Below are 25,342 nucleotides of genomic sequence, written 5' to 3' on the forward strand. Positions count from 1 at the left end.
CCCTTATTCTGCGGCCTGGGCGACGCGGCTGGCCTGAACGGCTCGCCAGACGCGTTCCGGCGTGGCCGGCATGTCCAGGTGGCGGATGCCGATCGCATCCGTGATGGCGTTGATGACAGCCGGCGGCGAGGCGATGGCACCGGCCTCGCCACAACCCTTGACCCCCAGTGGATTGTGCGTGCAGGGCGTCTCGGTGAAGCCCAGGTCATAGCTGGGCAGGTCGTCGGCGCGCGGCATGCAATAGTCCATGAACGAGCCGGTCAGAAGCTGGCCCGACTCCTGGTCGTAGATGGCCCCTTCCAGCAGGGCCTGGCCCACCCCTTGCGCGATGCCGCCATGGACCTGGCCGTGCACGATCATGGGGTTGATGATCCGGCCGAAATCGTCCACCGCGGTGAAGCGATCAATGCGGACCACGCCCGTGTCGGGATCGATCTCCACCTCGCAGATATGGCAGCCTGCGGGATAGGTGAAGTTGAGCGGGTCATAGAACGCATTCTCGTCCAGGCCCGGCTCCAGCTCCTCCAGCGGATAATTGTGGGGCACATACGCGGCAAAGGCGACCTCTGCCATCGTCATCTGCTTGTCGGTGCCGGCCACGCGGAAGACGCCGTCCTTGAACTCGATATCCTCCAGCGCCGCTTCCATGCGATAGGCGACGATCTTGCGCCCCTTGGCGATGATCTTCTCGCACGCCTTGACCAGGGCCGAGCCACCGACGGCCAGCGAGCGCGAGCCATAGGTGCCAAGTCCATACTGCACCTTGGCCGTGTCGCCATGCACGACGTCGACGTTCTCGACCGGCACGCCGAGGGTGGAGGCTACGACCTGGGCAAAGGTCGTCTCGTGCCCCTGGCCGTGGCTGTGGGTGCCGGTGAAGACCTGGACGTTGCCGGTCGGGTTGAAGCGGACCTGCGCCGATTCGAAGAGGCCGACGCCGGCGCCCAGCTGCCCCGCGACGCGTGACGGGGCGAGCCCGCAAGCCTCGATATAGGTCGAGTAGCCCAGGCCGCGCAGCTTGCCGTTGGCAGCCGACTTCGCCTTGCGCGCGGCAAAGCCCGCGACGTCCGCGATCCCTTGCGCCTTGTCCAGCGAGGCGAAGTAGTCGCCGGTATCGTAGGTCAGGGCGACCGGCGTCTGGTAGGGGAACTGGTCGACCGTGATGAAGTTGCGCCGGCGCAACTCGGCCGGGTCAAGGTTCAGTTCACGCGCCGCGACCTCCACGATGCGCTCGATCAGGTAGGTCGCTTCCGGCCGGCCGGCCCCGCGATAGGCATCGACCGGCGTCGTGTTGGTGAAGACGGCGTCGACCTCGCAATAGATCGCGGGCGTCGCGTACTGCCCGGCCAGCAGGGTGCCATAAAGATAGGTCGGCACCGACGACGCAAAGGTCGAGAGATAGGCGCCCATGTTGGCGATCGTCTTGACCCGGAAGCCCAGGAAGCGGCCGTCCTTGTCCACCGCCAGTTCGGCATGGGTGACGTGGTCGCGGCCATGGCAGTCGGTCAGGAAGGCCTCGGCCCGGTCGCTCGTCCACTTGACCGGCCGGCCCAGGCGCTTCGACGCCCACAGGCAGGACGTCTCCTCGGCATAGATGAAGATCTTGGAGCCAAAGCCGCCACCCACATCGGGTGCCACCACCCGCAGCTTGTGCTCCGGCGCGATGCCGACAAAGGCCGACAGGACCAGGCGCGCCACATGCGGATTCTGGCTGGTCGTATGCAGGGTGAAGCTGTCGGTTCCGGGCTCGTACTCGCCGATGGCCGCACGCGGTTCCATCGCGTTCGGGACCAGGCGGTTGTTGACCAGGTCGAGGGCGATCACCTTGTCGGCCTTGGCAAAGGCTGCCTCGGTCGCGGCCTTGTCGCCGATCTCCCATTCATAGCATAGGTTGTGGGGCACATCGTCGTGGACCAGCACGGCGCTGTTCCGCGCCGTCGCCGTGGCGACCACCGCCGGCAATTCCTCATAGTCGACGACGACCGCCTCTGCCGCGGCGCGGGCCTGAGCCTGGCTGTCGGCCACCACGATGGCGACCGCATCGCCGACATAGCGTACCTTGTCATGCGCCAGCGACGGGTGGGCCGGCGCCTTCATCGGCGAGCCGTCCTTGGAATGGATCATCCAGCCACAGATCAGGCCGCCCAGCTTGTCCGCGGCCATGTCGGCGCCGGTCAGGATGCCGACGACACCCGGCATCGCCGCCGCCTCGGCCGTGTCCACCCCGCGGATGCGGGCATGGGCGTGGGGCGAGCGGACAAACGCCGCATGCGCCTGCCCAGCCACCTTGAGGTCGTCGGTATAGCGACCCCGGCCCGTTATGAAGCGCTGGTCCTCCTTGCGAAGGACGGCAGCACCGATCCCCTGCGTCGGCGTGGCGTCATCGGGCATGGCATCATTTCCCCATCGCCTCGGCACCGGCCAGGATCGACTTCACGATGTTGTGGTAGCCGGTGCAGCGGCACAGGTTGCCTTCCAGCTGCTCGCGCACCGTGTGCTCGTCCAGGTTCGGGATGCGGCGGGCGATGTCGATGCCCGACATGATCATGCCGGGCGTGCAGAAGCCGCACTGCAGGCCGTGATTCTCCTTGAACGCCGCCTGCATCGGATGCAGCTGGCCGTCCTTGGCCAGACCTTCGATCGTGGTGACCTGGGCCCCTTCGGCCTGGACCGCCAGGAAAGTGCACGACTTCACCGCAATGCCGTCGACGTGAACGACGCAGGCGCCGCACTGGCTGGTGTCGCAGCCGACATGGGTGCCGGTCAGGCCCAGCTTCTCGCGCAGGAACTGAACCAGCAACGTGCGCGGCTCGGCTTCCGCGGAAACGGACTTCCCGTTCACCGTCATGGATACGGATTTCGACATGGTCACTCCCTCGATCGCAGGTCCGCAAACGCGCCTTGCGGCGGCGGCCCGGCCTTCCCGCCTGCTTTGGCGGAGTGTCGGGGGAGGGCTCGCCCTCGGTCAAGCGCTCTCGGCAGGAAAGGCCCTAGCCAATTGGGGGAGATGTAAGTCGTTGTATCCAATTGGGAATAACGTTTCGCACGGGACGGCGAACGGTTGGCCGCGGGGACAGCCTGGCGGCCGCCCCCGCGGGGACGCGCTACAGGACGGTGATCAGGACCAGCGCGATTGCCGTCACCAGAAGCAGGCCGCCGATCCAGACGGCGGGTGCCAGACCCGGGGGGGCCGGCTCCAGCACCTCCACCGGGCCCTGGGCGGCGGCTGGTGCAGGTGCGGCGACGACGGGCGCCGGGGGCGTCGCGGCCTTGGCGAACGCGGCAAAGAACTCGTCGGCATTCTTCTTGGCAACGCCGTCGATCAGCCGTGCGCCGATCTGGGCCAGCTTGCCGCCGATCGTCGCCTTGACGGTGTAGGTCAGAACAGTCTCCGGCCCTTCCTCGCGAAGCGCCACGATGGCCGAGCCCTTGGCAAAACCGGCAGGTCCGCCCTGGCCCTCGCCATTCAGGGTGTAGCCCTCGAGCGGCTTCACGTCCGTGAAGGTCACCTTGCCCTTGAAGCGTGCCTTCACCGGGCCGACCGCTGCCGCGACCGTTGCTTCCAGCGGGTCGGGCGGCGTTCCGGTCAGGCTCTCGCAGCCGGGAATGCAGGCCTTCAGCACCTCGGGGTCATTGAGGGCCTGCCAGACCCGTTCGCGGGGGGCCGGGATGCGGTATTCGCCGCTCATGTCCATGTGCTGTTCTCCTGTCGCCCTTTTGCCTGGCGGGGCCCCGGGCCTTGCGGGCCGCGCCGCGGCTGGATCCGGTCTAGTCTTTGCCGCAAAGGCGGCGCCTTGTCGCGAGGTGAAAGCGCAACGGGGGCCAGCATCCAGCGCAGTGCGGCATGGCGCACCGCACAAAGGGACGGGTCGCCAGAGGGCGGCAGGAACCCGCGCACCCGTTCACGCGTGCTCCCGTTCCGGCCCCCAGGCGCGGTAGACTGCACAGCCAGTCAGTCGTTCGGGGATGCCGTGCCGCACAATCGCGCCCTTCTGGGCATCGCCGCCAAGGGTCCGCCGCTTGCCTTTGTCGATCTCAAGGCCCAGTACGCGCGGCTGAAGCCGATGATCGACGCGCGCATCGCAGCCGTCCTGGCGCGCGGCGACTTCATCATGGGCACGGAAGTCGGCGAACTGGAACGGGCGCTGTCGGGCCGCGCCGGGGTGACGAACGCGATAGCCGTGGGCAGCGGGACGGACGCCCTGCGTATGGCGCTGATGGCCCTGGGCATTGGCGCGGGCGATGCCGTGTTCGTGCCCGCCTTCACGTTCACCGCGACGGCCGAGGCCGTGCTCGTCACGGGGGCGAGCCCTGTCTTCGTCGACGTCGATCCCCTGCGCATGACCCTGTCGGTCGACGATCTGGCCATCCAGTTGAAGCGGGTGGCCGAGCGCGGCCACCTGCGCCCGGCCGCGGTGATTCCCGTGGACCTGTTCGGCCTGCCCGCCGACTATGCCGCCATCCGCAAGCTGGCCGACCAGGCCGGACTGGCCGTCGTGGGCGATGCCGCCCAGAGCTTTGGCGGACGCCTGCATGGCGTGGCGGTGGGGGCGCTGGCCCCGATCACGGCGACCAGCTTCTATCCGACGAAGCCCCTTGGCTGCTTCGGCGACGGGGGTGCGTTGTTCTGCGACGACGAGGGGACTGCGGCGGTCCTCCGCTCGATTCGCGAGCACGGCCGGGGCGAGGTCCGCTACGACATCGTCCGCCTGGGCATCAATGGCCGCCTGGACACGATCCAGGCTGCCATCCTGCTGGCGAAGCTGACCGCCTTTGACGCCGAGATCGAGGCCCGGGCCGGCATTGCCGACCGCTATGATGCGCGCCTGACCGGCCTCGTCCAGACGCCGCTGCGGCCGCCCGGCCTGCGTTGCTCCTGGGGCTACTACACGATTCGCGTGGCCGAGCGGGACGCGGTGCGCCAGGTTCTGGACCACGCCGGCGTGCCGACCGCCGTCTACTATCCCAGGCCCATGCACCTGCAGCCGGCCTATCGCATGCACGGGGAGCGGGAAGGTTCGCTGCCGGTGAGCGAGGACCTGTGCGCCCAGGTGCTGAGCCTGCCCATCCACGCCGACATGACGGACGACGACGTGGACCGGGTCTGCGACGCCCTGGTGCGGACCTTGCGGGCGGGCGCCTGAGGCCGGGCCATGCCCTGTTGACGATATTATGACGATCATCATATAAAGGGGCGCCGATGGAGGTGCCCTATGCCGTTCGATCATCCGCAAACGGTCGATCCCACCGATTCAAGCCTGACCCGCGAGCGCATGGTCACGTGGCAGGATCCGGCCGCGGTGCGCGCCGCAAGTTCGGGCCTGAGCGGGCTGCAGATCATGGAGGCCATTCGCGACGGCCGTCTGCCGCCGCCGCCGATGGCGCGGCTGGTCGGATTCCGGTGCGTCCTGGTGGAACGCGGCCATGTCGCGATGGAACTGGACCCGGAGCAGAGCCTGGAGAACACGCTCGGCATGCTGCACGGCGGCGCCGCGGCGACGCTGCTCGACACGGTGATGGGGTGCACGCTGCACACCACGCTGCCCCCGGGGCAGGGCTTCGTGACGCTGGACCTGAAGCTGACCTTCCTGCGCCCGCTGACGGTCGCGTCGGGTTCCATCCGGGCCGAGGGGCGGGTGCTGAACCAGTCCCGGCGCAATGCCTATCTGGAGGGCGAGGTGCGGGACGGCGAGGGCCGCCTGGCCGTCCACGCAGTGGGCACGTTCACGTTGCTTGAGGGCCGGGCCTGAGGGCCGGCCCGACGCAACCGCTCAGGGAGTACCGCCTCAGGGGGCCGGGGCCAGGGTGAAGCCCGAATAGCCCTCCGCCGCGATGGCGTCGCACTTCTCGCGATAGAGCGGCACGCCGCCGATATAGGGCATGAACACCCGCGGCTTGCCCGGCACGTTGGCGCCCATGTACCAGGAATCCGCCTGGGGATAGAGGGTGGTGTGGGCGACCTCGTTCACATGCTCGACCCACGCGCTTTCCGCCTCGGGCGTCGGCTCGATCAGGCCCAGCTGCCGGTCGGCCATGTAGCCGAGGCATTGCGTGATCCAGTCGACGTGCTGCTCGATCGACACCATCATGTTCGACAGGACCGACGGGCTCCCCGGCCCGGTCACCAGGAACAGGTTGGGGAAGCCCGCAACCGTCAGGCCCAGATAGGTCTTTGGCCCTTCGGCCCAGCGGTCCTTCAGGGACTGGCCGCCGCGGCCGCGAATGTCGATCGCATTGAGTGCGCCGGTCATCGCGTCGAAGCCAATGGCATAGACGATCACGTCCACGTCGTAGTCCTGCTGCGTCGTCCGCACGCCGGTCTCGGTGATCGTCTCGATCGGGGTCTTCTTCAGGTCGACCAGGCTGACATTGTCGCGGTTATAGGTCGCGAAATAGTCCGTATCGACGCAGGGCCGCTTGGTGAACAGGGCGTGGTTGCGCGGCGACAGCACCTCTGCCTTCTCCGGATCCTTGACGATGGAGCGGATCTTCTCGCGCACGAACTCCGACACTTCATCATTCACCGCCTTGTCGGTGATCAGGTCGGCGAACGAACCGCCCAGGGCGAAGCCACCCTTGGCCCAGCGCTCCTCCATCACCGTGCGGCGCTGGTCGGCCGGCACGTCGGCCCAGGCCTTGTCCGATTCGTCGATGAAGCGCTGGCCGAAGCCCTGGGCCCGGGCCTCGGTCCGGAACTGGACACGATTCTCGCGCCAGGCCCGCACCTCCTCGGGATCGGCGGGCGCGTTGTGCGCCGGCAGGCTGAAATTGGGGGTCCGCTGGAACACCGTCAGGTGCTTGGCCTGCTTGGCGATTTCCGGGATCGACTGGATCGCCGACGATCCGGTGCCGATTACGGCCACGGTCTTGCCCGTGAAGTCGACCCCTTCGTGCGGCCAGCGGCTGGTTCGGTAGGTCGGGCCCTTGAACCGCGCGGCGCCGGGGATGTCGACGTCCTTCGGCACCGACAGGCAGCCGGTCGCCATCACGCAATAGCGGGCAGAGATCACATCGCCCTTGTCCGTCTTGACGATCCAGCGATTGCTTTGTTCGTCGAAAGTCTCGCTCAGGACCCGGGTCTCGAACTGGATGTCCTTGCGCAGGTCGAAGCGGTCGGCGACATGGTTCGCATAGCGCAGGAGTTCTTCCTGCGTCGCGTACTTCTCGCTCCACTCCCACTCGTTCTCAAGCTCGGGCGAGAAGGAGAAGGAATATTCCTGGCTGACGATGTCGACGCGCGCGCCGGGATAGCGGTTCCAGTACCAGGTGCCGCCCAGTCCGCTGCCCGCCTCCAGCACGCGGACGCTGAAGCCGCGATTGCGCAGGTTGTGCAGCATGTGCAGGCCGGAAAAGCCGGCTCCCACCACCACCACGTCGAATCGCTGCACCGCTTCCGCCATGTCGTTCTCTCCCGTGTCCCCGCTGGGGTTCTTGGCTGTACGCGGCCGCTCGCGGGCGGACGCGCCGATTGGCCAGCATTCTGCACAAGGCAGCGGGACCTGACGATACGATTCCGCCACGTGGCGGCGACCGGGTTGATGAGACGGCGCTCAGGCGACGGAGGGGTCGGCCGCGGCCTCCAGCGGCAGGGCGACGACGAAGATCGCGCCGCCTGACGGATTGTCGTGTACGGCCAGGCGCCCGCCATGCTTCTGCACGACGATGTCGAAGGCGATCGACAGGCCCAGGCCGGTGCCATAGCCCGCGGGCTTGGTCGTGAAGAACGGCTCGAAGATGTGCTCGCGGATCGCCTGGGGAATGCCGGGCCCGTTGTCGGCAAAGACCAGCTCGATCATCCCATCGACCAGGCGGGTCGAGACGGCCAGCGCCGGCTGGTAGGTCGGCTCCGCCTCCTGCTTGCCGGCCATGGCCTGGCAGGCGTTGGTCACGATGTTCAGCACGACCCGGCTCATGTCCTGCGGCACGAAGGTGATGCGGGCCCCCGCCGGATCCAGGTCGAACGTGATCGCGACGGTCAGGTTGCGATGCTGGGAGCGCACACCCTGGTAGCCGAGCGTCACGAACTCCTTGATGAAATGGGGCACGTCGACGGGCCGCCGCTCTCCGGCGTCGGTCCGCGCATGGTCCAGCATGCCATGCACGATGCCGTCGGCCCGGCGGCCATGGTCCGCGATGCGCGCCAGGTTGCCGTCAAGGTCGTCCAGCAGCGCCTCCGCGTCCTCGCGTTCGGCCTGGGGCAGGGCGGCCAGCGGCGCCCGCAGCACCTGGCGGAGGTCGCCCAGCAACTCGCGCGAGATGTCGGAGAAGTTGTTGACGAAGTTCAGGGGGTTCTTGATCTCGTGCGCGACGCCGGCGACGAGCGAGCCGAGGGCCGCCAGCTTCTCGGTCTGGATCAGGCTGGTCTGCGCCTTGGCCAGCTCGCCCAGGGCGGCCTCCGCCTTGTTGCGCGCGTCCGCCACCGCCTGTTCCTGCTCGCGCCGGGCGGTGATGTCGGAATAGCCGGTGATCAGCGCCGGGCGGCCATCGAACTCGACCAGGATGCAGGCCAGCAGGACCCAGGAGCGTGTCCCGTCGGGGCGCTGCACCTCCGCCTCGATGCCGGCCGCCACCTGGTTCGATTCCAGTCGGGCCGCGATCTCGTCCAGCTTGGCGCCATCCACGAAGAGGTCGCGGACCTGGAGCCCGGGAAGATTGTCGCCATGGATGCGCAGGTGCTCCAGCGCCGCCTGGTTGGCGGTCATGGGCTGTCCGCCGGGCAGCGCGCTGAGCACCAGCGGGACGGGGGAGGCATCGAACAGCCGCTTCAGGTTCGCCTCGCTGTGGCGCAGCTCGCGCTCCACCGCCTGGCGCTGTTCGATCTCGTGCTCCAGCGCCTGGCGCGCCTCCACCTGGCGTTCAAGTTGCAGCCAGGCGCCGCGCTGGGCCGCCGCCACGCGATGGGCGAAGATGTAGCCCAGCGCGTTCACGATCAGCAGGTGCCGGCCGATCGAGGCCAGGTGACCGCGCGGCGCGTCCATCACCTCGTGCCCGATGAGCAGGAATCCCGCCGACAGGCTGAGGGCCGCGACGGTCGTGAGCAGGAGGTCGCCGGGGATGAAGACGAAGAAGGCCAGCATCACCATCAGGACCGGGATCGCCGACTGGTCCAGCGAATTGGTGGCGTGGGCGACGCCGAACAGGACCGCGCCGGCGATCGCCAGCTCGAAGGCGAACAGGGCAAGGTCCGTCGCCCGGCTGGGGCGGCTGGCGCGGGCGCCCAGGAACACGCCGGCCGCGGCGACCGCGACGGCCAGGCGCACCGCAAGTTCGCGCAGCGAGAGGGATGGACCGATCAGGCCACCCGGGCCAAGCAGCACGAACAGCGCACCGAAGATCAGCGCCGCAAGGCGGATCGACCGCGCGGTCTGCGGCCATTGCGCGACCAGGGCACGCCGTTCGAGCGCCGGATCGGCAAAGCGACCGGTCCAGCGGACGACGGCGTGGTCGCTCACACTGGCGACCCGGGTGCGCCGGGACCCGGCCAGTAGAGGGCGAGGCAGGTCATGTCGTCGCTTTGCGGCTGGCGATCGGCATGGGCCTGGACGGCGGCGATCACCGTGCGGATCGTCGCCGCCGGGTCGGTGCTTTCAAGCCGGGCAAGCAGGTCCATCAGGCGCGCATCCCCATACAGGCTGCCGTCCTGGCCGTGCGCCTCGGTGATGCCGTCGGTATAGGTGAACAGCAGGTCACCCGGCTCCAGCTGGAACACCGCGTCGACGAACGGGAAGCCGCTCTCGATGCCCAGGACCAGGCCCGGGGACTCGTCCAGCGGCGTCACCGTGCGGTCATGGCCCACGACATAGGGCAGGTTGTGCCCGCCATTGGCATAGGTCAGCACGCCCGTAGCCGGATCGAACACGCCATAGAAGACGGTCACGAACATCTGGCTGTCGTTCTCGTCCGCCAGCAGATCGTTGGCGCGGGACAGGGCCTGGGCCGGGGTCGCCGAATCGGGGGCGACCGAACGCAGGATCGTGCGCGCGACCGCCATGAACAGCGCCGCTGGCAAGCCCTTGCCCGAGACATCGGCCACGACAAGGCCATAACGTCCGCCCGGCAGGGGGATGACGTCCAGGAAGTCGCCGCCCACTTCCCGGGCCGGGATCATCTGGCCCATCAGGGACAGGCGCTCGGTCGTGGGGAAGCTGCGCGGCAGGATCGCCTGCTGCAGGTGCGCGGCCACTTCCAGCTCGCGGCGCAGCGCCTCCAGCTGGCGGATGGTGCGGTCCGCCTCCTGCATCCGCTCGGCGTGACGCAGGGTCTTCTCGATCGTCACCGCCAGGTCGTCGAAATTGATCGGCTTGGTGATGAAGTCGAAGGCGCCACGGTTCATCGCGGTGCGGATGTTCGTCATGTCGCCATAGGCCGAGATGACCACGGAGCGATTCTCCATGCCCTTTCCGCCCAGCGCCGTGAGCAGGGTCAGGCCGTCCATCTCGGGCATGTTGATGTCGGTCAGGACGGCCGAGATGTCCGGCTCCTCGGCCAGCTTCTCAAGCGCGGCCACTCCGCTGAGGGCGAACCGGAAGTCCCATTCCCCGCTGCGGATGCGCTGCCTGAACTTCTGCCGGATCATCAACTCGACGTCCGGTTCGTCGTCGACTACGAGGATCTTGTGCATGGACACAACGGGTTGGGAGGTTGCGCATTGCCAGCCATTGCCCCCGGTTTGTCAAGGTGCTGCACTTGCGCCGTGCGGCTGGTCCGGAGCGGCGGACGGGGAGTAGGCGTATGGCTTCTGGCGTGTCGTTGTTCCTGGCCCGGCGGGCCCCCGTCGTGGTTGGGGGGCTGGCGCTTGTCGGGGCCGTGGTCATCGGCCTTCATGTCTATTTCCTTGCTGGCAACCTTGCCCGTTCCAATGCCGAGGAAAGCGCCCGGTTCTATGCCTATGCGCTGGACAAGGTGCGCGCGTTCTATGGCCGCGAGGTGGTGGGGCGGGTCGGCGGCCTGCTGGAGGTGACGCACGCCTATCGCACGCAGCCGGATTCGATCCCGATTCCCGCGACCTTCGCCATCGACCTGGGCGAGGCGATCAGCGACAACGCCCTGGGCCTGCGCGTCCGGATCTGGAGCGATTACCCCTTTCCACTGCGCCAGGGCGGTGGCGTGCATGACGAGTTCGAGCGACAGGCGATCGCCGCCCTGCGCGCCGATCCGGGCCAGCCGTTCTTCCGGTTCGAGGACTACCAGGGCCGGCCCACGCTGCGCTACGGCACGGCGATCCGCATGGAGCAGACCTGCGTCGATTGCCACAACCATCATCCCGACAGCCCGGTGCGGACCTGGAAGGTGGGCGACGTGCGCGGCGTCCAGGAAATCGACATGCCGCTGGATGCGATGGCCGACCAGGCCCAGGCCGGCCTGTGGGACACGGCCATGCTGATGGGCGTGGGGGTGAGCGGCTCGCTCCTGCTCCTGGGCCTGACGTTGCGGGGCCTGCGCGGCAGCGTGCGGCGGGCGGAGGAACTGGCCGAGCGATCGGCTTCCGACAAGCGGGCGCTGGAGCGCGAGGTGCAGGAGCGCAAGCGGGCCGAGCGCGAGATCGAGAACTATTCCCAGCACCTGGAGGACGAGGTTGCCAAGCGCACCGCGGAACTGCGGCAGCGCAAGGGGGAGGTGGAGGAAGCGCTGGCCGCGCTGCAGGACATGCAGAATCAACTCGTCGTGCGCGAGAAGATGGCCTCTCTCGGCGAACTGACCGCCGGCATCGCCCACGAGATCAAGAACCCGCTCAACTTCGTGAAGAACTTTGCCGAATTGTGCGGCGAGCTGTCGGCTGAGGTGCGCGACGAACTGGCCGCGCAGGACGGACCGATGCAGCCGTCGCAGCGCAACTACCTGGTCGGCACGCTGGACGACATTCGCCAGAACGCGCAGAAGGTCGTGGAGCACGGGCAGCGGGCGGATGCCATCATCCGCTCCATGCTGACCCATTCGCGGACCAGCAATGGCGAGCGCGAGGCAGTGCCGTTCAATGCCCTGGTCGAGCAGTTCGCGGCCCTGGCCTATCATGGGCTGAAGGCCCAGGACGCCACGTTCCGCGTGGCGCTGAAGACCGACCTGGACCCGACCATCGGCGACGTGCCCATCCTGCCGCAGGAGTTGAGCCGCGCCGTCCTCAACATCGTGACCAATGCCTGCTATGCCGCGCACCAGCGCGAACTGGCGGGCGAGCCCGACTACCGGCCAGGCGTCTGGGTCTATACCGCCGACCTGGGCGACCGTGTCGCCATCACGATCCTGGACAACGGCACCGGCATCCCGCCGCAGGTCGTCGAGAAGATCTTCAACCCCTTCTTCACGACCAAGCCGGCGGGGCAGGGCACGGGCCTGGGCCTGTCGATCGCGTGGGACGTGGTGGTGCGGCAGCATGCCGGCACGCTTCATGTCGAAAGTGAGGAGGGGCACTTCGCACTTTTCGTCCTTATACTGCCCAAATCCCCGCGCTTCTGACGCGGGGACACGGGAGGAAGCGGCCCGCAATCGGGCCCGCAGCGACAGGAAGAGGGGCGACATGTCAGCCACAGCAGCCCGCGCGCCAGGCGCGCACTTCGGACTTGAGGGGCCCGACGGCCTGGGCCAGGCGGATCTGGTCCGCCGCGGGGAGGTCAGCGCAAGCGAACTGGTGGATGCCGCCATCGCCCGAATCGAGGCCGTCGACGGCCAGATCAACGCGGTCGTCACGCGGCTGTTCGAGCGCGCACGCGCCCAGGCGAAGCAGCCGCTGGGCGATGGCCCGTTCGCCGGGGTGCCAAGCCTGATCAAGGACCTGGACGACCTGGCGGGGTCGCGCAACAGCTTCGGCTCGCGCATGTTCCACGACAACCAGTCGGTCGGCACCGAGCCGTTGGTCCAGGCCCAGCTGGACACCGGCATGATCATCGTGGGCAAGAGCAACACCCCCGAGTTCGGGCTGATCTCGACGACCGAGTCGGCCCTGCTGGGGCCGTGCCGCAATCCCTGGAACACCGACTATTCCTCTGGCGGTTCCTCCGGCGGGGCGGCGGCGGCGGTGGCGGCCGGGCTTGTCCCCTTTGCCCACGCGTCGGACGGCGGCGGCTCGATCCGCATCCCGGCATCGTGCTGTGGCCTGGTCGGACTGAAGCCCAGCCGCAACCGCATGCCGCACGCGATGGAGGACCTGGTCAGCCAGATCGCCGTGATGCATGCGGTCAGCCGCACCGTGCGCGACAACGCTACCCTGTTCCATGCCACCCAGCGGCGCGACGCCGGCGCGACGTTCGCGCCGTCGCCGGCCGTCACCGGACCCTCCAAGCGCCGCCTGAGGATCGCGTTCGGCACGAAGAACTATTTCGGCCGGGAGCCGCACCCGGACGTGAAGGCATCGGTCGAGGCCACGGCGAAGCTCTGCGCCGATCTGGGCCACGAGATCGTGCCATTCGAGAACCCGATCGCGGGCGAGGAGATGAAGAACCAGTTCCTGACCATCTGGTCGGTGCTGGCGGCTGGCCCCCGGGACGAGGCGCGCAGGCGCGGCCTCGACCTGGAGGCCGTGCTGGAGCCCTGGACCCTGGGCCTTGCCGAGTTCGGCGACCGCGCAGGCCCGGAAAACCTGGCCAAGGCGGTTGGCTACATGCAAGGCATCACGCGCCAGGTGGACGACCTGTTCGGTAGCTTCGACGTCTGGCTGACCCCGGTCCTGGCCAGCCCGCCGCCCCGCATCGGCGAGCATGCCACGACACGCAGCTTCGACGGACTGGTGGCCGACATCTTCGACTATGTCTCCTACACGCCATTGCACAACCTGGCGGGCTCGTGCGGGATTTCCCTGCCATTGGGCATGAGCCGGGACGGCCTGCCAATCGGCAGCCAGTTCGCGGCCAAGGCAGGGGACGAGGCCACGCTGCTTGCCCTGGCCTTCGAGATTGAGGCCGCCCAGCCCTGGATCCAGCGCCGTCCGCAGGTCTTCGCCGCCTAGCCTTCAGAAATCGGCCGCCATGGCCCTTCCCCTGATTCCGGGGGAAGGGCTGTGTCGGGTGGCGGCGGTGTCCTTCGTCCTTGGGGCAGAGGAGGGCGCGCGTCTGCGCCCTTCCCCGGAGGAGGACGCAACCGATGGAACATGCCGTCGTCTCGCGCGAGGAATGGCTCGCCGCCCGTCGCAGCCTGCTTGAAAGGGAGCGGGCGTTCGATCGCCAGCGCGACGAGATGAGTGCCGCGCGCCGGGCCTTGCCCTGGGTCGAGGTGACGAAACCCTATGTCTTCGACGGGCCGGAGGGGCCGGTCAGCCTGGCCGACCTGTTCGGTGGGCGCAGCCAGTTGTTCATCAAGCACTTCATGATGGGGCCGGGGCAGGAGCAGCAGTGCGTGGGCTGCTCGTTCGAGGTCGATCACGTGGCGGGAATCCGCGTCCACCTGGAGAACCACGACCTGGCCTATGCCGTTGTCGCACGCGCGCCGATCGCCGAGATCATGGCCTTCAAGCGGCGGATGAACTGGACCTTCCCCTGGGTGTCGTCGTTCGCAAACGACTTCAACTACGACTTCCATGTGTCGTTCAGGGCGGATGAACTGTCCGCCGGGACCGCATTGTACAACTACCGGGCCGGCAATCCGGGGCTGGAGGACCTGTCGGGCAACAGCGTCTTCTACCGGGACGGGGCGGGACGCGTCTTCCACACCTACTCGACCTTTGGCCGGGGCGGGGAGCAGTTCCTCGGTGCCTATGCCTATCTTGACGTGTCCCCCCGGGGGCGGGCGGAGACGGGACCGACCGGCACGCTCGCCGACTGGGTGCGCCCGCACGACATGTATGGCCAGGGCGGCACCGTCGAGCCGACCGGCCGCTACCATCCGGCGTCCTGCGGATGCGCGAGCCACCGGCCCGGCTGACCGCTCAGTCCCGTTCGATCGAGGCGCGTTCGACGGCCAGGCCGGCAAAGGCCAGCCGGGCGCAGACCGAGGTGGTGTCGCGCCCGGCAATGGCCACGACATCCTCCCGCAGCAGGCCCTTGCCACCCTGTTCCAGGTCGATGCACAGGGCCGCGATCAGGCGCAGGGTCACCCCGTCACTGGCCATGACCGGGTCGGCCAGGCAGCCGCGCAGCAGTTCGCGTGCGCCGGCCTGGGGCACCAGACGGGTCATGGCGCGCCGCCGCTGGCCGCCGCGGCGACCAGCTCCAGATAGCGCTTGAGGGGCAGTGTCGCCTGCTCGCGATAACACAAGGGCGTGCGGCCGCCATGCGGCCGGCGCACATAGATGAAGACCAGCACATCCTTGTCGACGCTGGTGGTCTTCAGCGCGACATCGTCGGGCGGCAGGCCGCCATAACGCTCCAGCCTGTCGGTGCCCTGCAAGAGGACGCGCCGCAGATCCTGGGAGATCACGTGATATTCGCCCAGGCTGCGCTCGTTCGGCTCGAAGCAGGGCGCGTCACTGGCATCCGCGCTGGCCGGGGACTGCTGGGCCAAGGCGGGTCCGGCAAGGCAGAGGACCAATGTCGCCGCCATCGGGAGCAGCGCCACGCAGCGCCGGGCCACTCCCGCTGTCATCGCCTGGTCCCTGCGCGTCAGCCGGCCGTCGCCCGCTGCGGCAGCGGGAACAGGCGCGCGGTGGACGAGGCGCGGGCGACCGGATTGCCATCCGCGTCGTCCAGCTTCCCCTCGATGAAGCAGATGCTCTTGCCCATGCGGACGACCCAGGCCTCAGCCTTCAGCACGCCGGGGCGGCCGGGATTGAGGAAGGTCATCTTGATCTCCAGGCTGGACGGCGTCAGCGTCAGGCCGGTCGCGACCAGGACGGCCTGGGCCATTGTCCCGTCGATCATGGCCGTCAGGAAGCCGCCCTGGACCACGTTGCCCGAATGGCAGAACTGGGGCGTCGCCACGAAGTCGATGGCCACCCGCTGCTCCGCCCGGCTGGCCGAGACATAGGTCGGCGACAGGATCTGCATGCAGGGCTCGAACCGGCGCGACAGCCGCGCGACCATCTCGGCGTCGCTGGGACCCCCGGCCGGGGCGGTGCCGCCATCCATCTCAGAACTGCGATTCGGGTGTCGTGACGATGAGGCCGTCCAGCGCGTCGCTCAGCTTGATCTGGCAGCTCAGGCGGCTGGTGTGGTTCACGTTCTGGGCGAATTCCAGCATGCCGGCCTCGGCCGCCTCGGGCTTGCCGACCAGCGGCAGCCAGGCCTCGTCGACATAGACGTGGCAGGTGGCGCAGGCGCAGGCCCCGCCGCAATCGGCGTCGATGCCGGGCACCATGTTGCGGATGGCCGCTTCCATCACGCTGACGCCCGGGGCTGCATCGACGGTGCGCGACGTGCCCTTGTGATCGATGAAGGTGATCTTGGCCATTTCTTCCCCTGATGCGTGCCCTGAAGGATGCCTGCCCTGAAGCCTGTGCTCTGGATGAAGCGTCGTGATGTGCTGCGCAAGCACGCCCGGACCGCGCCGCCGGCCTCCCGCCGGGCCAGCCGAGGACGCAATTTCCCCAGTCGGACAAGGGACGTACCGGTCCCCAGGTTTGCGGTCAAGCTGACGATGCGCGCGCGCTGACTGTTTGTTCATTTTGCCGCTCCGCCGCGTCGCCCGCCGGCAATGTGACCGTGATCGATTCCGCGCGCACGGCACCATGCTATGGTTGCCGCGTTGATCCGGAGACCGTGCAAGGGCGAGGTGTGGCATGACGGCTTGGAGCGTCCTGAGGCAGATTCCGTTGATCGGCATCGTTGCCCTGCTCTATCTGCTTCTGGCTGTGATCAGGGCGCCCGCGGTGGACGCCAACCTGTTCATGATCGGCCTGCCCTCTGGCGCGGCGTGGCCGTTCCAGCTCGACGATCTGGTCCTTCTCCTGGGCCTTGCCGCCCTCTATTTCGAGGTGCTGAAGGCGACCCGCACCTCCCAGGCCTCGGTCGCGGATCATATCCTGTCCCTGGTCGTCTTTGTCGTCTGCCTGCTGGGCTTCCTGCTACTGCCGGCGCTGGGAACCTCGACCTTCTTCCTGATCATGATCCTGGCCATGATCGACGTGATCGCCGGCTTCACCGTGTCGATCAGTGCGGCGCGGCGCGACGTCGACTTCATGCGCGATCCGGCCTGAACATCCGCAGGCACGGCGTTGCACGACACGCCGGACGCCCCCGCCCGGCGTTGCATGCAGGGGATTGCCTCGGGCGGGACTCTCTGCTGATGTGAGACTTCGGGCTTACCCGGAGGTGGGGGCGTCTCAGCTTCCCGCCGCCAGGCGCCGGCCGTGCCGCCGGTGCTGCTCCTCCCGGGGGCGCCCGCAACAAGGCTCAATCCCCTGGGAGGCTGATTCCATGGCCGACACACGGGCGCACGCTGCGCCCATTCCTGCGATGCCGTCCGCGCACACGGTGACGATCACCGACGGACAGCGCCGCACGGCACTGTACCTGCTGCTTGCCGCCTACACGCTGAACTACGCCGACCGCCAGGTCCTGGGCATCCTGACGCCCTACATCATGGCGGACATGAACCTGAGCGCCACGGACCTGGGCTTCCTGGGTGGCTTCGCCTTCGCGCTGTTCTACGCGACCCTCGGCATTCCCATCGCCATGTGGGCCGATCGCGGCCGCCGCGTCACGATCGTGACCCTGTCGCTGGCGATCTGGAGCGGCATGACCGCGGTCTGCGGCCTCGCCAACAACTTCGTGCAGCTGGCGCTGGCGCGCGTCGGTGTCGGCATCGGCGAGGCCGGCGGCAGTCCGCCCTCCCATTCCCTGATCTCGGACTACTACCCCCCCGAATCGCGGGGCACGGCCCTTGCCGTCTATTCCCTGGGCGTGCCCATCGGCCTGTTCATCGGCCTGGGCGCCGGTGGCTATGTCGCCGCGACCTATGGCTGGCGCGAGGCGTTCTTCGTGCTGGGCCTGCCGGGCCTGCTGCTGGCGGTGATCGTCGCGATCTTCCTGAAGGAGCCGCCGCGCGGCCATGCCGACGCGGCCGCCGGCGTCGCCCTGAAGGACGGTCCCGTGCCGACAGTGCGCGAGACCGCGCGCTTCATGTGGTCGCAGCGCTCGCTTCGTCATCTGATGGCCGGCGGCACGCTGATCACGCTGGTGGGCTATGCCGGCGTGCAGTGGTTCCCCAGCTTCGTGATCTTCAGCCTGAAGGACGGCGTCGCGGCACTCGGCTTCGAGATGGCGCATGTCGGCCTGCTGCTGGCGATCCTGATCGGCGCCGGTGCCTTTGTCGGCACCTACATGGGCGGCAAGCTGTCCGATGTGCTGGGGCGGCGGGACGTGCGCTGGCGCTCCTGGGTGGTCGCGGTCGCCATCCTGTTCGGCATACCCTTTGGCCTGGCCGTCTACCTGCTGCCGAACGCCACGGTCGCGCTGCTGCTGCTGATGGTGCCGTCAGGCGTCGGCGCCTTCTACCTGGGGCCGACCTATGCGCTGACCCAGGCCCTGGTGCGGATGCGGATGCGTGCCGTGGCCTCGGCCATCGCGCTGTTCATCTTCAACTTCATCGGCATGGGCCTGGGGCCGCTGCTGGCCGGCATTTTCGCCGACATGTACCAGCCGACCTTTGGCGACGACCGCTTCCGCTGGGCACTGCTGACCCTGTCGCCGATCTTCGTCTGGTCGGCGTGGCACTATTTCCTGGCGGCCAAGTACCTGAAGCAGGACCTGGAAGCCGCCGCCCGATAGGGCGCGGGACGCGGCAGGCGGGCGGGGCACGGTGCCCCGCCCGTCCACCTCAATGCGCGGGCCTGGTGTCGACGGCCGTGCGCCCCTCCCGCCGCTGGCGGGCATTGCGCGCCAGCATGTTCAGCACCTCGACCAGGACCGAGAAGCCCATCGCGGCATAGACATAGCCCTTCGGCACCTTGGCGCCGAAGCCTTCCGCGATCAGCGTCATGCCGATCATCAGCAGGAAGCTGAGGGCCAGCATCACGACCGTTGGGTTGCGACCGACGAATTCGGCCAGGGGATTGGCCAGGATCAGCATCACCGTCACCGCGACCAGGACGGCGATCACCATGATCGGCACATGCTCCGTCATGCCGACGGCGGTGATGATGCTGTCGATCGAGAAGACCAGGTCCAGCAGCAGGATCTGCATGATCGCGGCGGACATGGTCAGCGTCACTGGCCCGGTGAACATGTCGGGGCCGGGATCGGGATCGACGCTGTGGTGGATCTCCTTTGTCGCCTTCCAGACCAGGAACAGGCCGCCCGCGATCAGGATCAGGTCACGCCACGAGAAACCGTGGCCGAACAGCTCGAAGATCGGGGTCGTCAACTGGACGATGAAGAACACCGTGCCCAGCAGCGCCAGGCGCATGACCAGGGCAAGCCCGATGCCGACGCGGCGGGCCCGTTCCTGCTGATGCGCGGGCAGCTTGTTCGTGATGATCGAGATGAAGAGAAGGTTGTCGATCCCGAGCACCACTTCCATGGCAATCAGGGTTCCCAGCGCCACCCAGGCGGCCGGGTCTTGGGCGAGGGCGAACAGGTCGTCCACGGTCAATCCTCATGGGAAAAGGGCGAAGCGATCTCCGCCGCGACCGTTTACGGCGCCTGACCCTGCTCTAGTTCCTCCCGCAGCATTTCCAGCCGCAGCCATTCCTCCTCCGCCTCCATCAGGGCGGTCTCGCGTGCCGCAAGATCGGTCGATGCCTTCTGGAAGCGGGCGGCGTCGCGCCGGAACAGGCCGGGGTCGGCCAGCTCCTGTTTCAGGCGCTCGATCTCGGCCTGGAACTGCTCCATGCGCCTGGGCAGCGTCTCCAGCGCATGCTTGTCCTTGAAGGACAGGCGCTTGCGCTCCCGCGGCGGCGCGGGGACTGGGGCAGGGGGCTGGGCCGCCGCCTTCCGCACCGGCTGCGCGGCGGGTGTCGCGTCGCGCCGCTGCGCCAGCATGTCGGAATAGCCGCCGGCATATTCGATCCAGCGTCCGTCGCCCTCGAAGGCAAGGGTGGAATCGACCGTGCGGTCGAGGAAGTCGCGATCGTGGCTGACCAGGACCACCGTCCCGGGATAGTCGGCGATCAGCTCCTGCAGGAGGTCCAGCGTCTCCAGGTCCAGGTCGTTGGTCGGCTCGTCCAGGACCAGCAGGTTGGACGGCTGGGCCAGGGCGCGGGCCAGCATCACGCGGGCCCGCTCCCCACCCGACAGCACGCGCAAGGGGGTGCGCGCCTGGCTTGCGTCGAACAGGAAGTCCTGCATGTAGCTGCGGACATGGCGTGGCTTGCCATTGACCTGGACCGTGTCGCCCCCGCCGCCCGTCAGCGCGTCCTGCAGCGTCTGGTCCGGCGCCAGGCTGGAGCGGCTCTGCTCCAGGGTCACCATGTCCAGGCTGCTGCCCAGGCGCACGGTGCCGTCATCGGGCTCCAGCTGTCCCGTCAGCATGCGCAGCAGCGTCGTCTTGCCCGCGCCGTTGGGCCCGACCAGGCCCAGCCGGTCGCCCCGCTGCACGACAAGCGAGAGGTCGCGGACGATGGGCCGGCCGTCGAACGCCTTGGCGATGCGCTTGGCCTCGATCACCTTCTTGCCCGACATCTCGGCTTCCGAGGCCTGGAGGTCGGCCTTGCCGACGACGCGGCGGCGCTCGCGCTTTTCGGTGCGCAGGGCCTGGAGCGCGCGCAGGCGCCCCATGTTGCGCTTCCGCCGGCCCGACACGCCATGGCGCAGCCAGTCGGCCTCGCGCACGAGCTTGCGGTCCAGAAGGTGGGCGGCCTGCTCCTCCTGCTCCAGGATCTCGTCGCGCCACGCTTCGAACCGGCCGAAGCCGGCCTCCAGCCTGCGACTGCGGCCACGGTCGATCCAGACGCAGGCCTGGGACAGGTTTTCCAGGAAGCGGCGGTCATGGCTGATCAGGACAAGCGCGGAGGAGGTCGCTGCGAGCTCGCCCTCCAGCCACTCGATCACCGGCAGGTCCAGGTGGTTGGTCGGCTCGTCCAGCAGCAGGATGTCGGGCTCCGGCGCCAGCGCGCGGGCCAGGGCTGCGCGCCGTGCCTCACCGCCTGACAGGTGGCCCGGGTGCTCCGCCCCTGTCAGGCCCAGTCCCTCCAGCAGGCGCAGGGCGCGGTGGCCGTCGTCGGCCGGACCCAGGCCCGCCTGGACATAGGCAAGCACACTCTCGGCGCCGCCGAAGTCGGGCTCCTGCGCCAGGTAGCGCAGTGTCGTTCCCGGCTGGACGAAGCGGCGCCCGCGATCGGGCTCGATCAGCCCGGCCGCAATGCGCATCAGCGTCGACTTGCCGGAGCCGTTGCGCCCGACCAGTGCCAGGCGTTCGCCCGGTCCGACGCTGAGGTCGACGCTGTCCAGCAGTTCGTGCCCGCCGAAGGTTAGCGCGATGTCCTGGAGAAGAAGGAGAGGCGGGGCAGCCATGGTGCTCTGGAAGGGCTCGCTCTGCGGGGGTGGATGGGATGGGTCCCATATGGGGCGCCCGCGGTCAAACCCTGCCTTTCATGCCAACAAACCTGTCATGCCAGCAAACCTGTCAGGCCAACAAAATAAGGGTCCCGCCCTGCCCAAAGGCAAGGCGGGACCCCGCACCGGCTTTGTGGACGACGCGTCAGTTGAGCGACGAACCGGCGCTTCCGGGGTTGCCGGTATTCCCCTGCTCCGTCCCGATGGTGCTGTTACCGGGGCTGGGATCGATGGTGGGCGGCGTCACCGGCGTGCCGTCCTGGGTCTGCTCCAGCGTGCCGCCGACGATCGTGCCGCCGCCGCTGGTGCTGGCCGCACCAGAATTGCCGGTATTGCCGTTCAGCGCAGCGCCCGACTCGGCCTCGCCCTGGAGCGTCACGCCGGGCGTGCCCGCGCCGCCCGTCGTGGTGCCGGGATTGCCGGTATTGCCATCCAGCGCCCCGCCCATGCCGGCAGCGGTATGGCTTTCGGCGGCGGCGCCGGTCGTGGTTGCCGATTCGGCCATTGCCGGCAGGCTGAACGCCACCAGCGGCAGGATCAGGAATCGCATCTTGGTCATGGCTTTCCTCGTACGCAGACGAAACATGACCCGCCTAATGGGGGCACCGGCGACTTGTTCCGAGGCAGCCTGATTTCAGGTTCGTTAGGACTTTCGCGGCAGAGATGGCGGGGCAGGGCCGACCAGACACGTCTGGGTTGGCAGAACTGCGCGGCATGCACGTCTGAAACGGGTTGCAGTCATGGTCGCCTTGCGCACTCACGTCATGGCCGGGGCGGACACCCGTGCCGCCCTGGCAAAGCTCGCCACCGACCCGGCGCTGGACCAGGCGGCGCCACGGATCGTCTTCGCGTTCTATGGCTGCGTGCATGACGATGCCGTGCTGCACGGGGCGCTGCGCGATCGCTTCCCCGGCGCGCGGATCCTGGGTGGTACCTCCTGTGGCGGGGTGATGAACCAGGAGCGCGTCTGGCCGGCCGATTCGATCGGCCTCCTCCTGCTTGAGGATGTCGAGGGCGACTACGGCGTGGCATCGGGGGCCCTGGGCGATGATCCTGCCGGCGCGGCGGAGGTCCTGCTGCACCGCGCGCTGGAGGATGCCGGCTGCCCCGGCCAATTGCCTGAGCTGATCTGGATCTACCAGGTGCCGGGACGCGAGGAGGCGGTGGTCGAGGGTTTGCGTCGCGTCGTCGGCGCGGGCTGCCCCATCGTGGGCGGCAGTTCCGCCGATGACGACGTGGCCGGCCTGTGGCGTCAGTTGGGCACCGATGGTCCACTGGTCGATGGCCTGGTCGTGGCGGCGCTGTTCCCGTCAGGCGGCGTCGCCTGCGCGTTCCAGGGCGGCTACGAGCCCTCGGGCCCCAATGGGATCGTCACCCGCGTGGCCTTCGACCCGGCCGGACACCAGGGCGTGGTGACCAAGGCGCGGGGCCGCCACATCCTGGAAATCGACGGCCAGCCCGCGGCCGAGGTCTATAGCCGCTGGCTTGGCGACAGCCTGTCCGATCACCTGGGCGGGGGCAGCATCCTGGCCCAGACGACGATGACGCCGCTGGCCATCCATGCCGGCGCCAGCGATGGCGTGGAGCATTTCCTGCTGGTCCATCCGGATGCGATCGTGGCCGGGCGGGCCTTGAGCACCTTCGCTACGATCGAGGAGGGGGAGCGCATCTTCTGCATGCGCGGCGACCGCCGCCGCCTGATCGAGCGGGCCGGCCGCGTCGCGCGCGAGGCGGCGGAGCGCCTGGGTGGCGGCGCATCGGAACTGGCCGGCGGCCTGATCGTGTATTGCGGCGGTTGCCGGCTTGCCGTTGGCGATGCCATCGCCGATGTTCCCGCGGAGGTCGCCGGCGCCTTCGCCGGTGCGCCGTTCCTCGGCTGCTTCACCTTTGGCGAGCAGGGGCGGCTGCGCGACGAGAACGTGCATGGCAATCTGATGATCTCTGCAATCGCGTTCGGACGCTAGGGCGGCAGGCGGGGGCCATCATTCCAACTCTGTCCGCACTTCAGAATACCGAGGAGCTGCGCGAGCGCCTGCTGTCCCTGCAGCGCGACAACGATGGCCTGCGCCTGGCGACGAACCAGGCGAACCAGCTGCTCGACGCCCTGGCCTCGCTTCTCTCGCTGGAGCGGGAAGTGGACCCGTTCGCGACGGTGTTCGGCTCGCTGCGCGGCGTCTTTGCGTTCGAGGACGCGCTGGCGCTGGTGGAGAAGGGCGACCGGTTCGAGTGCATTTCGGCGACGTCCGCCGCTCTTGTGGGGCTGTCCTGGCCGCGTGGCGACCTGTTCGCCAAGGTCGCGGGCGGTCGTGTCATCGCGACCTTCTCCAGCCATGCCATCGCCGAGTGGAAAGCGCTTGGCTCTGACCTGATCTCGCCCGACCAGCCCGCACTCTACATGCCGATCCAGATGCGGAGCGATCGCGGCCTGGTGATCCTGGTGCAGCGGGGAGGGGCCGCGGGCTATACGCGCGACGACGTCGCCCTGGCCCGCAAGTTCACGCTGCTGGCCTCCCACGCCCTGGCCCTGCGCCATTCGATGCTGACCGAGACGGAAAGCTCGCGCCTGCGGCAGCTGAGCGAGGAGCTGACCCGGCGGGCCTATTACGACGACCTGACCGGCCTGCCCAACCGCGCCCTGATCCAGCAGCGGGTGGAGCATCGCCTGGCCCGTGGCAATCGCGAGGCCGCCTTTGCCCTGGCCTTCATCGACCTGGACGACTTCAAGCGCATCAACGACTACTACAGTCACGCGATCGGCGACGCCGTGCTGATCGAGGTGGCGCAGCGCATTTCCAGCCACGTCCGCGGGCGGGACATGCTGGCGCGCATCAGTGGCGACGAGTTCGTGCTGATGCTGGATTCGCTGCGCGACAAGGACGACGTGCGGCGCGTGATCGACCGCATCCTGACCGAGATCCGCAAGCCGCTGGTGATCGAGTCCTATGAGATCTTCACCTCGGCCTCGATCGGGGTCAGTTTCTATCCCGATCATGGCGAGGACTATGAAAGCCTGCGCCGCAACGCCGACAACGCGATGTACCGCGCCAAGAGCGAGGCAAAGGGCAGCGCCGCCTATTTCGACACCCAGATGGGGCAGGCGCTGACCGCGCGGATGGAGCTGGAGCAGCGCCTGCGCGTGGCGATCCGCGACCGCCAGTTCCACGCGGCATTCCAACCCAAGATCGACCTGGCCCGAGGCCGTGTTGCGGGGTTCGAGGCGCTGATCCGCTGGCGCGACGCGCACGGCGTGATCCGGCCGCCGGGCACGTTCGTGGGGCTGGCGACCGAACTGGGCCTGATCGGCGACATCACCCTGTTCGTGCTGGAATCGTCCGCCGCGGCCTTTTCCCTGCTGGATCCGGTCTTTGGCGGGCACACCACGATCAGCATCAACCTGGCGGCGCAGCAGGCCTGCGACATGGCCTTTGTCAGCCAGTTGGGCGAGGCGCTGGCCCAGTGCGGGCACGCCCACCGCCTGATGCTGGAACTGACCGAGGAGGCGTTCATCGCGTCGCGCCACTTCCAGTCCCAGGTCCTGCCCATGCTGCGCGACCTGGGCGTGAAGGTGTCGATCGACGATTTCGGTACGGGCTATTCGTCCCTGGCGGTGCTGGCCGACATCACGGCCGACGAGATCAAGGTCGACCGCTCGTTCATCACCCAGATCCAAGACCGGCCGCGCAGCCAAAGCATCCTGCGGGCCATCGAATCCCTGGCCCACCCACTGGGCATGAGCCTGGTGGCCGAGGGGGTGGAGACGGCGGCGGAACTGAACTACCTGGCGCGTGCCACGTCGATCCGGATGGTCCAGGGTTTCCATTTCGCCAGGCCGATGGACCTGCCCGACCTGGTCCAGGCGGCCCCGGCGCTCCAGACGGCGGCCGGTGCCGCCCCCGTCCTGGCGGCGTCCTGAGCTGGCGCGCATCCTGGATGCGGCGCTGGCCGCACCGCTTCCGCTGTCCTATCAGGTGCCGAAGGCGGACAAT

The 25,342-nt window shown here is 68.4% G+C and carries 22 protein-coding genes; 9 read left to right on the forward strand and 13 right to left on the reverse strand.

Features of this window, described 5'->3' with window-relative positions:
* Positions 1-3: 3 nt before the first annotated feature.
* The 3 genes from ACI6GS_RS14410 to ACI6GS_RS14420 form a co-directional block, all read right to left on the reverse strand.
* Positions 4-2,391, reverse strand: coding sequence for a xanthine dehydrogenase family protein molybdopterin-binding subunit (locus ACI6GS_RS14410; protein ID WP_439814148.1), 2,388 nt, complete (start codon positions 2,389-2,391; stop codon positions 4-6).
* Positions 2,392-2,395: 4 nt separating this feature from the next.
* Positions 2,396-2,866, reverse strand: coding sequence for a (2Fe-2S)-binding protein (locus ACI6GS_RS14415; RefSeq protein ID WP_439814149.1), 471 nt, complete (start codon positions 2,864-2,866; stop codon positions 2,396-2,398).
* Positions 2,867-3,104: 238 nt separating this feature from the next.
* Positions 3,105-3,695, reverse strand: a complete 591-nt coding sequence (locus ACI6GS_RS14420; protein WP_439814150.1) for an SRPBCC family protein — start codon at positions 3,693-3,695, stop codon at positions 3,105-3,107.
* Between the two features lie 276 nt (positions 3,696-3,971).
* On the opposite strand from ACI6GS_RS14420, the gene ACI6GS_RS14425 reads away from it, so the two are divergent.
* Both ACI6GS_RS14425 and ACI6GS_RS14430 read left to right on the forward strand, forming a co-directional pair.
* Entirely contained in the window at positions 3,972-5,144 is a 1,173-nt protein-coding gene (locus ACI6GS_RS14425; RefSeq protein ID WP_439814151.1) for a DegT/DnrJ/EryC1/StrS family aminotransferase, read from the forward strand.
* Between the two features lie 69 nt (positions 5,145-5,213).
* The gene (locus ACI6GS_RS14430) at positions 5,214-5,750 is read left to right on the forward strand and encodes a PaaI family thioesterase (protein ID WP_439814152.1); all 537 of its coding nucleotides are present in this window, start codon (positions 5,214-5,216) and stop codon (positions 5,748-5,750) included.
* 36 nt (positions 5,751-5,786) lie between these two features.
* On the opposite strand, the gene ACI6GS_RS14435 is transcribed toward ACI6GS_RS14430, so the two are convergent.
* The 3 genes from ACI6GS_RS14435 to ACI6GS_RS14445 form a co-directional block, all read right to left on the reverse strand.
* A complete protein-coding gene (locus ACI6GS_RS14435; protein WP_439814153.1) occupies positions 5,787-7,400 on the reverse strand; it encodes a flavin-containing monooxygenase in 1,614 nt (537 codons plus the stop codon).
* A gap of 150 nt (positions 7,401-7,550) precedes the next feature.
* Positions 7,551-9,452 (reverse strand): sensor histidine kinase, encoded by a 1,902-nt coding sequence (locus ACI6GS_RS14440; protein ID WP_439814154.1) that lies wholly within the window; start codon positions 9,450-9,452, stop codon positions 7,551-7,553.
* A complete protein-coding gene (locus ACI6GS_RS14445; RefSeq protein WP_439814155.1) occupies positions 9,449-10,621 on the reverse strand; it encodes a PP2C family protein-serine/threonine phosphatase in 1,173 nt (390 codons plus the stop codon). Before ACI6GS_RS14445 ends, ACI6GS_RS14440 begins: the two co-directional genes overlap by 4 nt.
* A gap of 110 nt (positions 10,622-10,731) precedes the next feature.
* Between ACI6GS_RS14445 and ACI6GS_RS14450 the strand changes: the two genes are divergently transcribed.
* From ACI6GS_RS14450 to ACI6GS_RS14460, 3 genes are all read left to right on the forward strand, one after another.
* Positions 10,732-12,453 carry an ATP-binding protein gene (locus tag ACI6GS_RS14450; RefSeq protein ID WP_439814156.1) on the forward strand — a complete coding sequence of 574 codons (1,722 nt, stop codon included), beginning with the start codon at positions 10,732-10,734 and terminating at the stop codon, positions 12,451-12,453.
* Between the two features lie 61 nt (positions 12,454-12,514).
* Positions 12,515-13,939 (forward strand): amidase, encoded by a 1,425-nt coding sequence (locus ACI6GS_RS14455; protein ID WP_439814157.1) that lies wholly within the window; start codon positions 12,515-12,517, stop codon positions 13,937-13,939.
* A 134-nt stretch (positions 13,940-14,073) separates the two neighbouring features.
* Positions 14,074-14,850, forward strand: coding sequence for a DUF899 domain-containing protein (locus tag ACI6GS_RS14460; protein WP_439814158.1), 777 nt, complete (start codon positions 14,074-14,076; stop codon positions 14,848-14,850).
* A gap of 4 nt (positions 14,851-14,854) precedes the next feature.
* On the opposite strand, the gene ACI6GS_RS14465 is transcribed toward ACI6GS_RS14460, so the two are convergent.
* Genes ACI6GS_RS14465 through ACI6GS_RS14480 form a run of 4 tightly spaced genes read right to left on the reverse strand, consistent with a single transcriptional unit; the run spans position 14,855 to position 16,314 of the window.
* Positions 14,855-15,103 (reverse strand): hypothetical protein, encoded by a 249-nt coding sequence (locus ACI6GS_RS14465; RefSeq protein WP_439814159.1) that lies wholly within the window; start codon positions 15,101-15,103, stop codon positions 14,855-14,857.
* Positions 15,100-15,510, reverse strand: a complete 411-nt coding sequence (locus ACI6GS_RS14470) for a hypothetical protein (RefSeq protein ID WP_439814160.1) — start codon at positions 15,508-15,510, stop codon at positions 15,100-15,102. Before ACI6GS_RS14470 ends, ACI6GS_RS14465 begins: the two co-directional genes overlap by 4 nt.
* A gap of 17 nt (positions 15,511-15,527) precedes the next feature.
* Positions 15,528-15,992, reverse strand: coding sequence for a PaaI family thioesterase (locus ACI6GS_RS14475; RefSeq protein ID WP_439814161.1), 465 nt, complete (start codon positions 15,990-15,992; stop codon positions 15,528-15,530).
* Position 15,993: 1 nt separating this feature from the next.
* Entirely contained in the window at positions 15,994-16,314 is a 321-nt protein-coding gene (locus ACI6GS_RS14480; RefSeq protein ID WP_439814162.1) for a 2Fe-2S iron-sulfur cluster-binding protein, read from the reverse strand.
* A gap of 328 nt (positions 16,315-16,642) precedes the next feature.
* On the opposite strand from ACI6GS_RS14480, the gene ACI6GS_RS14485 reads away from it, so the two are divergent.
* Together ACI6GS_RS14485 and ACI6GS_RS14490 are read left to right on the forward strand one after the other, a co-directional pair.
* Positions 16,643-17,059 carry a hypothetical protein gene (locus tag ACI6GS_RS14485; RefSeq protein ID WP_439814163.1) on the forward strand — a complete coding sequence of 139 codons (417 nt, stop codon included), beginning with the start codon at positions 16,643-16,645 and terminating at the stop codon, positions 17,057-17,059.
* A 220-nt stretch (positions 17,060-17,279) separates the two neighbouring features.
* Positions 17,280-18,632 (forward strand): spinster family MFS transporter, encoded by a 1,353-nt coding sequence (locus tag ACI6GS_RS14490; protein WP_439814164.1) that lies wholly within the window; start codon positions 17,280-17,282, stop codon positions 18,630-18,632.
* A gap of 49 nt (positions 18,633-18,681) precedes the next feature.
* Here ACI6GS_RS14490 and ACI6GS_RS14495 read toward each other — a convergent pair whose 3' ends face one another.
* The 3 genes from ACI6GS_RS14495 to ACI6GS_RS14505 form a co-directional block, all read right to left on the reverse strand.
* On the reverse strand, positions 18,682-19,449 hold the full coding sequence (locus tag ACI6GS_RS14495) for a TerC family protein (RefSeq protein WP_439814165.1): 768 nt from the start codon (positions 19,447-19,449) through the stop codon (positions 18,682-18,684).
* Between the two features lie 47 nt (positions 19,450-19,496).
* Positions 19,497-21,314, reverse strand: a complete 1,818-nt coding sequence (locus ACI6GS_RS14500) for an ABC-F family ATP-binding cassette domain-containing protein (protein ID WP_439814166.1) — start codon at positions 21,312-21,314, stop codon at positions 19,497-19,499.
* A 187-nt stretch (positions 21,315-21,501) separates the two neighbouring features.
* A complete protein-coding gene (locus ACI6GS_RS14505) occupies positions 21,502-21,915 on the reverse strand; it encodes a hypothetical protein (RefSeq protein WP_439814167.1) in 414 nt (137 codons plus the stop codon).
* Between the two features lie 181 nt (positions 21,916-22,096).
* Between ACI6GS_RS14505 and ACI6GS_RS14510 the strand changes: the two genes are divergently transcribed.
* Together ACI6GS_RS14510 and ACI6GS_RS14515 are read left to right on the forward strand one after the other, a co-directional pair.
* Positions 22,097-23,320, forward strand: a complete 1,224-nt coding sequence (locus ACI6GS_RS14510; protein WP_439814168.1) for an FIST signal transduction protein — start codon at positions 22,097-22,099, stop codon at positions 23,318-23,320.
* Between the two features lie 170 nt (positions 23,321-23,490).
* The gene (locus ACI6GS_RS14515; protein WP_439814169.1) at positions 23,491-25,269 is read left to right on the forward strand and encodes a putative bifunctional diguanylate cyclase/phosphodiesterase; all 1,779 of its coding nucleotides are present in this window, start codon (positions 23,491-23,493) and stop codon (positions 25,267-25,269) included.
* The last annotated feature ends 73 nt before the right edge of the window (positions 25,270-25,342 follow it).

Origin of the sequence: Zavarzinia sp. CC-PAN008, assembly GCF_051903925.1 — a bacterium.
Classification (GTDB): domain Bacteria; phylum Pseudomonadota; class Alphaproteobacteria; order Zavarziniales; family Zavarziniaceae.